Source organism: Serratia sp. A07 (genome assembly GCF_058725505.1).
Genome location: NZ_JBZXDO010000063.1, coordinates 1 through 9,712 on the forward strand (window position 1 = coordinate 1; position 9,712 = coordinate 9,712).

3 protein-coding genes, 3 tRNA genes and 3 rRNA genes are annotated in these 9,712 nt (G+C 48.8%); 6 read left to right on the plus strand and 3 right to left on the minus strand.

The features are described 5' to 3' along the window. The 6 genes from AC4PR2_RS26565 to AC4PR2_RS26590 all read left to right on the plus strand — a co-directional run. Positions 1-910 (plus strand): 16S ribosomal RNA (locus AC4PR2_RS26565); the annotation flags it as partial. 62 nt (positions 911-972) lie between these two features. Then, positions 973-1,049: transfer RNA gene (locus tag AC4PR2_RS26570), tRNA-Ile, on the plus strand. A gap of 8 nt (positions 1,050-1,057) precedes the next feature. Beyond that, positions 1,058-1,133 (plus strand) — tRNA-Ala (locus AC4PR2_RS26575). A 287-nt stretch (positions 1,134-1,420) separates the two neighbouring features. Continuing rightward, a 23S ribosomal RNA gene (locus AC4PR2_RS26580) occupies positions 1,421-4,307 on the plus strand. Positions 4,308-4,437: 130 nt separating this feature from the next. Then, positions 4,438-4,553, plus strand: a 5S ribosomal RNA gene (gene rrf, locus AC4PR2_RS26585). 25 nt (positions 4,554-4,578) lie between these two features. Further along, a tRNA-Asp gene (locus AC4PR2_RS26590) sits at positions 4,579-4,655 on the plus strand. A 243-nt stretch (positions 4,656-4,898) separates the two neighbouring features. Here AC4PR2_RS26590 and add read toward each other — a convergent pair. The 3 genes from add to ntrC all read right to left on the minus strand — a co-directional run. Next, on the minus strand, positions 4,899-5,903 hold the full coding sequence (add, locus tag AC4PR2_RS26595; protein WP_088131603.1) for an adenosine deaminase: 1,005 nt from the start codon (positions 5,901-5,903) through the stop codon (positions 4,899-4,901). A gap of 91 nt (positions 5,904-5,994) precedes the next feature. Beyond that, on the minus strand, positions 5,995-8,526 hold the full coding sequence (gene gepA, locus AC4PR2_RS26600) for a phosphodiesterase GepA (protein ID WP_185841319.1): 2,532 nt from the start codon (positions 8,524-8,526) through the stop codon (positions 5,995-5,997). 58 nt (positions 8,527-8,584) lie between these two features. Further along, positions 8,585-9,712, minus strand: a 1,128-nt coding sequence (gene ntrC / locus AC4PR2_RS26605; RefSeq protein WP_492175743.1) for a nitrogen regulation protein NR(I), incomplete at its 5' end; no start/stop codon positions are given.

Sequence of the window (9,712 nt, forward strand, 5' to 3'; positions counted from 1 at the left end):
CATTTGAAACTGGCAAGCTAGAGTCTCGTAGAGGGGGGTAGAATTCCAGGTGTAGCGGTGAAATGCGTAGAGATCTGAAGGAATACCGGTGGCGAAGGCGGCCCCCTGGACAGATACTGACACTCAGATGCGAAAGCGTGGGGAGCAAACAGGATTAGATACCCTGGTAGTCCACGCCGTAAACGATGTCTACTTGGAGGTTGTGACCTAGAGTCGTGGCTTTCGGAGCTAACGCGTTAAGTAGACCGCCTGGGGAGTACGGTCGCAAGATTAAAACTCAAATGAATTGACGGGGGCCCGCACAAGCGGTGGAGCATGTGGTTTAATTCGATGCAACGCGAAGAACCTTACCTACTCTTGACATCCAGAGAACTTTCCAGAGATGGATTGGTGCCTTCGGGAACTCTGAGACAGGTGCTGCATGGCTGTCGTCAGCTCGTGTTGTGAAATGTTGGGTTAAGTCCCGCAACGAGCGCAACCCTTATCCTTGTTTGCCAGCACGTAATGGTGGGAACTCCAGGGAGACTGCCGGTGATAAACCGGAGGAAGGTGGGGACGACGTCAAGTCATCATGGCCCTTACGAGTAGGGCTACACACGTGCTACAATGGCGTATACAGAGGGCAGCGATACCGCGAGGTGGAGCGAATCTCACAAAGTACGTCGTAGTCCGGATTGGAGTCTGCAACTCGACTCCATGAAGTCGGAATCGCTAGTAATCGCAAATCAGAATGTTGCGGTGAATACGTTCCCGGGCCTTGTACACACCGCCCGTCACACCATGGGAGTGGGCTGCAAAAGAAGCAGGTAGTTTAACCTTCGGGAGGACGCTTGCCACTTTGTGGTTCATGACTGGGGTGAAGTCGTAACAAGGTAGCGCTAGGGGAACCTGGCGCTGGATCACCTCCTTACACGATGGTTATCGTGATGAGTGTCCACACAGATTGATTCGGTTTAGATTTGAGCATTAAGTGGGTCTGTAGCTCAGGTGGTTAGAGCGTACGCCTGATAAGCGTAAGGTCGGTGGTTCGAGTCCACTCAGACCCACCACTAACGATGGGGTTATAGCTCAGCTGGGAGAGCGCCTGCCTTGCACGCAGGAGGTCTGCGGTTCGATCCCGCATAACTCCACCATCTTTAAGCGTTTTCGCTGAGAATGTTTAAAAATGGTTTTCATCAGAAAATCTTGCTCTTTAACAATTTGGAAAGCTGACAAAACAACAAATTATTGTTGTTTGTAAAGTTCTCAATGTTTATCGAAAGATAAACACCAACAACACATTCAAGTGTGCTTGGTATCGAATAAGACTTCGGTCTTGTTCAAATTTGAGTCCGGCAAAATCTGTCTCGCACTCATGTAAATTAAACGCGAGACAACTTAGGTTGTTTAAACAACAACCCGAAACTCCTTCGGGTTGTATGGTTAAGTGACTAAGCGTACACGGTGGATGCCTGGGCAGTCAGAGGCGATGAAGGACGTACTAACTTGCGATAAGCGCAGATAAGGCAGTAAGAGCCGTTTGAGTCTGCGATTTCCGAATGGGGAAACCCAACTGCATAAGCAGTTACTGTTAACTGAATACATAGGTTAACAGAGCAAACCGGGGGAACTGAAACATCTAAGTACCCCGAGGAGAAGAAATCAACCGAGATTCCGGTAGTAGCGGCGAGCGAACCTGGATTAGCCCTTAAGCGCTCGGTGAAGTAGGTGAACAAGCTGGAAAGCTTGGCGATACAGGGTGATAGCCCCGTAACCGACGCTTCATCGAGCGTGAAATCGAGTAGGGCGGGACACGTGACATCCTGTCTGAATATGGGGGGACCATCCTCCAAGGCTAAATACTCCTGACTGACCGATAGTGAACCAGTACCGTGAGGGAAAGGCGAAAAGAACCCCGGCGAGGGGAGTGAAATAGAACCTGAAACCGTGTACGTACAAGCAGTAGGAGCACCTTCGTGGTGTGACTGCGTACCTTTTGTATAATGGGTCAGCGACTTATATTCAGTGGCAAGGTTAACCGTATAGGGGAGCCGTAGCGAAAGCGAGTCTTAACTGGGCGCTCAGTCTCTGGATATAGACCCGAAACCGGGTGATCTAGCCATGGGCAGGTTGAAGGTTGAGTAACATCAACTGGAGGACCGAACCGACTAATGTTGAAAAATTAGCGGATGACTTGTGGCTAGGGGTGAAAGGCCAATCAAACTCGGAGATAGCTGGTTCTCCCCGAAAGCTATTTAGGTAGCGCCTCGGACGAATACTACTGGGGGTAGAGCACTGTTAAGGCTAGGGGGTCATCCCGACTTACCAACCCTTTGCAAACTCCGAATACCAGTAAGTACTATCCGGGAGACACACGGCGGGTGCTAACGTCCGTCGTGGAGAGGGAAACAACCCAGACCGCCAGCTAAGGTCCCAAAGTATTGCTAAGTGGGAAACGATGTGGGAAGGCTCAGACAGCTAGGATGTTGGCTTAGAAGCAGCCATCATTTAAAGAAAGCGTAATAGCTCACTAGTCGAGTCGGCCTGCGCGGAAGATGTAACGGGGCTAAGCAATACACCGAAGCTGCGGCAATATCTTTTAGATATTGGGTAGGGGAGCGTTCTGTAAGCCGTTGAAGGTGAATCGTAAGGTTTGCTGGAGGTATCAGAAGTGCGAATGCTGACATGAGTAACGACAAAGGGGGTGAAAAACCTCCTCGCCGGAAGACCAAGGGTTCCTGTCCAACGTTAATCGGGGCAGGGTGAGTCGACCCCTAAGGTGAGGCCGAAAGGCGTAATCGATGGGAAACGGGTTAATATTCCCGTACTTCTGACTATTGCGATGGGGGGACGGAGAAGGCTAGGTGGGCCAGGCGACGGTTGTCCTGGTTCAAGTGCGTAGGCTTGAGAGTTAGGTAAATCCGGCTCTCTCTAAGGCTGAGACACGACGTCGAGCTGCTACGGCAGTGAAGTCATTGATGCCATGCTTCCAGGAAAAGCCTCTAAGCTTCAGATAGTCAGGAATCGTACCCCAAACCGACACAGGTGGTCGGGTAGAGAATACCAAGGCGCTTGAGAGAACTCGGGTGAAGGAACTAGGCAAAATGGTACCGTAACTTCGGGAGAAGGTACGCTCTTGATGGTGAAGTCCCTCGCGGATGGAGCTGACGAGAGTCGCAGATACCAGGTGGCTGCAACTGTTTATTAAAAACACAGCACTGTGCAAAATCGCAAGATGACGTATACGGTGTGACGCCTGCCCGGTGCCGGAAGGTTAATTGATGGGGTTAGCGCAAGCGAAGCTCTTGATCGAAGCCCCGGTAAACGGCGGCCGTAACTATAACGGTCCTAAGGTAGCGAAATTCCTTGTCGGGTAAGTTCCGACCTGCACGAATGGCGTAATGATGGCCACGCTGTCTCCACCCGAGACTCAGTGAAATTGAAATCGCTGTGAAGATGCAGTGTACCCGCGGCTAGACGGAAAGACCCCGTGAACCTTTACTACAGCTTGGCACTGAACATTGAACCTACATGTGTAGGATAGGTGGGAGGCTATGAAGACGTGACGCCAGTTGCGTTGGAGCCGTCCTTGAAATACCACCCTTGTATGTTTGATGTTCTAACTTAGCCCCATTATCTGGGGTGAGGACAGTGCCTGGTGGGTAGTTTGACTGGGGCGGTCTCCTCCCAAAGAGTAACGGAGGAGCACGAAGGTGGGCTAATCACGGTTGGACATCGTGAGGTTAGTGCAATGGCATAAGCCCGCTTAACTGCGAGAATGACGGTTCGAGCAGGTGCGAAAGCAGGTCATAGTGATCCGGTGGTTCTGTATGGAAGGGCCATCGCTCAACGGATAAAAGGTACTCCGGGGATAACAGGCTGATACCGCCCAAGAGTTCATATCGACGGCGGTGTTTGGCACCTCGATGTCGGCTCATCACATCCTGGGGCTGAAGTAGGTCCCAAGGGTATGGCTGTTCGCCATTTAAAGTGGTACGCGAGCTGGGTTTAGAACGTCGTGAGACAGTTCGGTCCCTATCTGCCGTGGGCGTTGGAAGATTGAAGGGGGCTGCTCCTAGTACGAGAGGACCGGAGTGGACGAACCTCTGGTGTTCGGGTTGTGTCGCCAGACGCATTGCCCGGTAGCTAAGTTCGGAATTGATAAGCGCTGAAAGCATCTAAGCGCGAAGCGAGCCCTGAGATGAGTCTTCCCTGATACTTTAAGTATCCTAAAGGGTTGTTCGAGACTAGAACGTTGATAGGCAGGGTGTGTAAGCGTTGTGAGGCGTTGAGCTAACCTGTACTAATTGCCCGTGAGGCTTAACCATACAACACCCAAGGGGTTTTGTAGTGGACTCAAAGTTAAGCGCATAAGAATGTGTTGAGAGAATGAAGACAGCTTTCCAGAATTGTTGGTTATCACTTTTTAAGAAAAAGTGAAATCAAAAACAGAATTTGCTTGGCGACCATAGCGTTTTGGACCCACCTGACTCCATCCCGAACTCAGAAGTGAAACGAAACAGCGTCGATGGTAGTGTGGGGTTTCCCCATGTGAGAGTAGAACATCGCCAGGCTTTTAATTTTGTCTAACCAGACAGCGGAGCGGTAGTTCAGTCGGTTAGAATACCGGCCTGTCACGCCGGGGGTCGCGGGTTCGAGTCCCGTCCGCTCCGCCACTTATTACGAAACCCAGTCTTAGGACTGGGTTTTTTGCTTTCTGGAAATCATTGAACGCCAGATTTTAATCACCGCTTATCGCCTATCCCAGTACTCATCCTCTACGATGTTCAATCATCCCAAACTGCCAAACTGCTGATTCTCTGTTTAATAGATCTAGTTTATCGCCTTGTTGTATACCTACATCGAGCAATAAAAAAGCCGATGCTTTGGCATCGGCTCGGATAGTGTTATGTGATTGATTAACCGCGTAGTGCCGCTTTGGCGAGGAGCGCTTTTTTCTCTGAATCAGAGAGGAAGGCTAACTCTAAACCGTTGAGCTGAGCTTGGCGTATCTGCTCTTGGCTTAAGCCTGCTTGAGGCGCTGCGATTTCATATTCGTAAGGTAGTTCAATTCCTTCTACAGCAGGATCGTCGGTGTTAATGCAGGCTAAAATACCATGCTCTAAGAAACGCTTAAGAGGATGTGTGGCTAGGCTATCCACCGTGCTCGTCTGCAGGTTGGAAGTCAGGCATGATTCGATACCGATCCGGTGCTGGGCGAGATAGTCCATCAGTTTTGGATCATGGATGGCTTTGACGCCATGACCAATCCTTGTAGCGCCCAGATCTCTGATCGCTTGCCACATGCTTTCTGGCCCTGCCGCTTCACCTGCGTGAACTGTCACATGCAACCCTGCATCCCTGACTTGTTTAAAATGTTGGATAAAGCGGTCACCGGGTTGCCCCAATTCATCACCTGCGAGATCGACTGCCACAATGTGATTTTTCTGGCTTAGGATGGCGTCGAGCTCTTGTTGGCAAGCATCGGTACCAAAGGTGCGGCTCATAATGCCAATAAGGTTGGCTTGAATGCCAAAATCACGCACACCAGTGCGGACTCCATCGACAACAGCTTCTACCACTCCTGCAACAGGTAAGCTGTGTTTCATGGCCATGTAATAAGGAGAGAAACGTAGCTCGGCATAGTCAATACGGGCGTTAAGCGCATCTTCGACGTTCTCGTAGGCAACACGACGGCAAGCATCAAGATCGCCTAGTACCGCTACGCCCCAGTCTAGTTTGGATAAGAAGGCAACCAGAGAGGGTTCTGCTTCGACAATTTGTACATAAGGGGTAAGAGTTTCTAACGTGTTTGCGGGTAGCTTAACGCCAAATTTTTGTCCTAATTCCAAAATAGTTTGGGTGCGGATATTTCCATCAAGATGACGGTGCAAATCCGTTAAAGGGAGTGATGAAGTTATCATTATTGTTGTCCTTATCAGTATTTGCCGTTAAGTATAAAAACCAATCCACGGGCTGTCAGCTAAGCAAAAGAAAGAAAAGGACTTATTTTGTTTAACTTTGCTTCATGTTAACCAGATCTGTTGGCCAATCCTGATAAGCCATTGGTTTACTGAATAAGAAGCCTTGCCCGCGAGGGCAACCGAGTTGGTTCAGCAAATCCACCTGCTCTTGAGTCTCTATGCCTTCAGCGACCAGCTCGACTTTAAAACCGCGAGTCATGTTAACGATCGCGGCTACCACGCTGTTTTCAATATTGTATGCATTGAGTTGAGAGACAAATTCTCTATCAATTTTTAGGCAATCGAAGGGAAGTTTGTGTAAGTAGGCGAGAGAACTATAGCCTGTACCAAAATCATCGATTGCAATGTGTATTCTTGCTTTTTTCAACTCAAGCATATTGTGCAAGATGACGGGGTCATTATCGACAATACGTGATTCGGTGATTTCGAGTGTCAGGTTGGCAGGCTGTAGGCCGGATTCGTCTAATACGCTGTGTAACTGAGCGATAAAATCGGGATGAGAGAGTTGATTAACCGATAGATTGACATGCATATGGAATGTCGATGGCCATTTATTTTCTGCAATACCACGAACGGTATCAGCACAGGCTTGACGTAAGATCTGCTCGCCAATCGCATTGATCAATCCGCTCTCTTCAGCAATCGGAATAAAATCCATTGGTGGGATCAAACCGAATTCAGGGGAAATCCAACGAGCAAGCGCTTCTGCGCCTAATACTTCTCCACTATTTAAATCGACGATCGGCTGATAGAAGGGAACGAACTCTTGATTATCGAGCGCCAGTTTTATCTGCGTGACCATGAGCATTCTTTTACGTGAAGCATTCGCCATCTCTGGTGAGTAAAAACTGATATGCGTATGTTCTGCCTTTGCGTTACTGAGGGCGATGCTACCATTACGCAGCCAAACGGTCATATTCGGTTCTTCAAGGTACACAATTCCGATCGACACATTCACAGCAATATTGTCGCTTGGCATGCTAAATGGAGAGGCAAACAGCTTGAGAATATCGGTAGCCACACTTTTTAAATCATCTTGCTGATTCACATCGGGTAGGTAGATAGCAAATTCATCGCCACCAATCCGAGCAATCAGAGCGGGCTCGGGAAAGGTTACTTTCAGTCTTTGAGCAATAGCAACCAGCAGTTGATCGGCCTGATGGTGACCTAAGCTGTCGTTAATATCGCGAAATTTATCAATCCCAATCAGGATAAGGCCCCCGTTGAGTTGCGGGATTTGATGACAATGCTCAACTAACCCCTCTCGGCTAAGAAGTTGGGTCAGAGAATCGTAGACCAACTGTGAGCGTAGCGCTTTGAATGAGGCTTTGAGGCTATTGGTCATCTCAATAAAGGCTTGGACAAGCAAGCTGGTCTCATAGATTTTACCGGGCTTAGGCATGCTAGCTGTCCAGTCACCATTGGCAAGTTGTCTTGCTGCCGAGGCGGTAGAAATGATCGGGTTGGCGACGCGGTTTAATGCCATTAAGCCGAGCCCTAAACCCACTAAGCTCACTAATAATCCTATAGCCCAACTGGTTTTTTGATTTTCAGGTAAGCTGCCTAGGAGATCCCCTTCCGCGATGGAAACACTGATATACCAAGTGAGGCCATATTGATCGGTAAAGGCTGAGGCTTGATTGAAATAGCGCTGTTGATTGACGTAGGTAGTAAAAGTACCCACATTTAGGCCTTGCAGATCAAGTTGTTCGGCGCTGCTACGAATGATGGGGTTACGATTCTCGCTAGCGAACAGTCTTTCACCTTTCGGGCTTAACGGTGTCCCCCAAGAAACTACGCTACCCTCACCGGAATGGGCAATCAGGCGGTGCTGTTTGTCCATCACATAAACGTCAGCATTCATACGTTGTTTGAGTTCGGAGAGAAACTGGTTGAACGTATTGAGTTTGACATCAGAAACCATGACGCCAATAAAGCTTTTATCCTGAAAAACCGGGCTGAGTGCGGAGAGAGTGATCTCTTGCTTCTCATCCATATTGGTATAAACCGAAGACCATTGTGGTGATGGCTTCTGCGCGACGGGGGCAAACCAAGGCCGCACGCGAGGATCGTAGTTATCAATCACCGTACGCAATTGTTCATTCATCACAGCCGTTTGATAAATTACCAGTTTATCGTCAGTGCGTGCATCTTTGAGCATTAAGCTGTATTGCTCTGGTGCATCTCGACGCAGTCCTACATATTCACCATTCACTCCACCAAAACCGACCACGTCGATTTGCTGGATATTGTTACCTATGGGATTGGCTGCCGCACGAATGAAGTCTTCAATTCGACTTACGTCATTGAGCTGATAAAGATGGTGAAAGCCTACGTTATAGGCAATCATCTGATTGGCAAAAAAAGGGCGATTAAGAAAGTCCGACAAGCGTTGTGAGATGCTATCCGTCAGATAAGATAACTTCTTAGAGCTGAGCTCTTTTACCGTTTGCTCATAACGATAGGTTTGCACCGCCGCCATTGCCAAAATCATGAACAGAAAGGTCAAGACAAACGGCAGTATGATGGCGGTTTTTAAGCGAATTTGGCGTTTTAAAGGCATACCCTTCTCTAATCTCACTTCCTGTGCAATAAAGTTGGGTTGGCCGTTAAGCTGACACTTAATATAACTCTTTGAGTTTACGTGTTAGCGTATTCCGTCCCCAGCCCAATACTTTGGCGGCTTCTTGTTTATGTCCATTGGTGTAGTGAAGTGCCGCTTCTAAAAGTATACGTTCAAATTCTGGGAGTGCGTAGGCAAGCAACTCGGTTTCACCGGAGGCCAGTGCAGATTTTGCCCATGTTTCTAACTGTTTCTGCCAACTTATATCATTATCAAAATGGCTGGCTTTCCTTTCTGATAATAATTCGGAAGGAAGATCACTTGGCAGCACTTCACTTCCACTTGCCATCACCGTGAGCCAGCGACACATGTTTTCGAGTTGGCGTACGTTACCCGGCCAATCGAGCTTGGTCAGAATATCCACGGTGCGCGGGTTGAGCGTTTTCATCTCCACTCCGAGCTCTTTGGCTGCCAGCGCTAAAAAGTGCTTAGTGAGCTTTTCAATATCTTGTCGACGTTCACGCAGTGACGGGATATGGATGCGAATAACGTTCAGACGATGGAATAAGTCTTCACGAAATTTGCCTTGATGAACCAGTTTTTCAAGATTTTGGTGAGTGGCTGCGACGATTCGCACATCGACTTTTATCGCGACATGACCGCCAACGCGATAAAACTGACCATCCGCCAACACGCGCAATAACCGAGTTTGAATATCGAGCGGCATATCGCCAATTTCATCAAGAAATAAAGTGCCGCCATTGGCTTGTTCGAAGCGACCTTGACGCACGGTATTAGCACCAGTAAACGCGCCTTTTTCGTGGCCAAACAGTTCAGATTCGATGAGATCTTTGGGAATCGCCGCCATGTTGAGGGCAATAAACGGCTTTTGGGCACGAGGGCTGTGTCTATGCAGAGCATGAGCGACCAATTCTTTACCGGTTCCCGATTCACCGTTGATCAATACCGAAATCGAAGAGCGAGATAAGCGACCAATTGCGCGAAACACTTCTTGCATAGCCGGTGCTTCGCCAATGATTTCAGGGGCAGAATAGTTCTCACTGGGACGATGAGATGTCTTACGCTGCTCTTGACCATGAGCGATGGCGCGTTCGACTAAGGTGAGGGTTTCATCGACATCAAAAGGCTTGGGAAGATACTCAAAGGCACCTTGTTGGTAGGCATT

Excerpts from the sequence above, each read along its gene's own strand:
- gepA (WP_185841319.1), bottom strand. The coding sequence starts at position 8,526 with ATGCCTTTAAAACGCCAAATTCGCTTAAAAACCGCCATCATACTGCCG.
- add (WP_088131603.1), bottom strand. The coding sequence starts at position 5,903 with ATGATAACTTCATCACTCCCTTTAACGGATTTGCACCGTCATCTTGAT.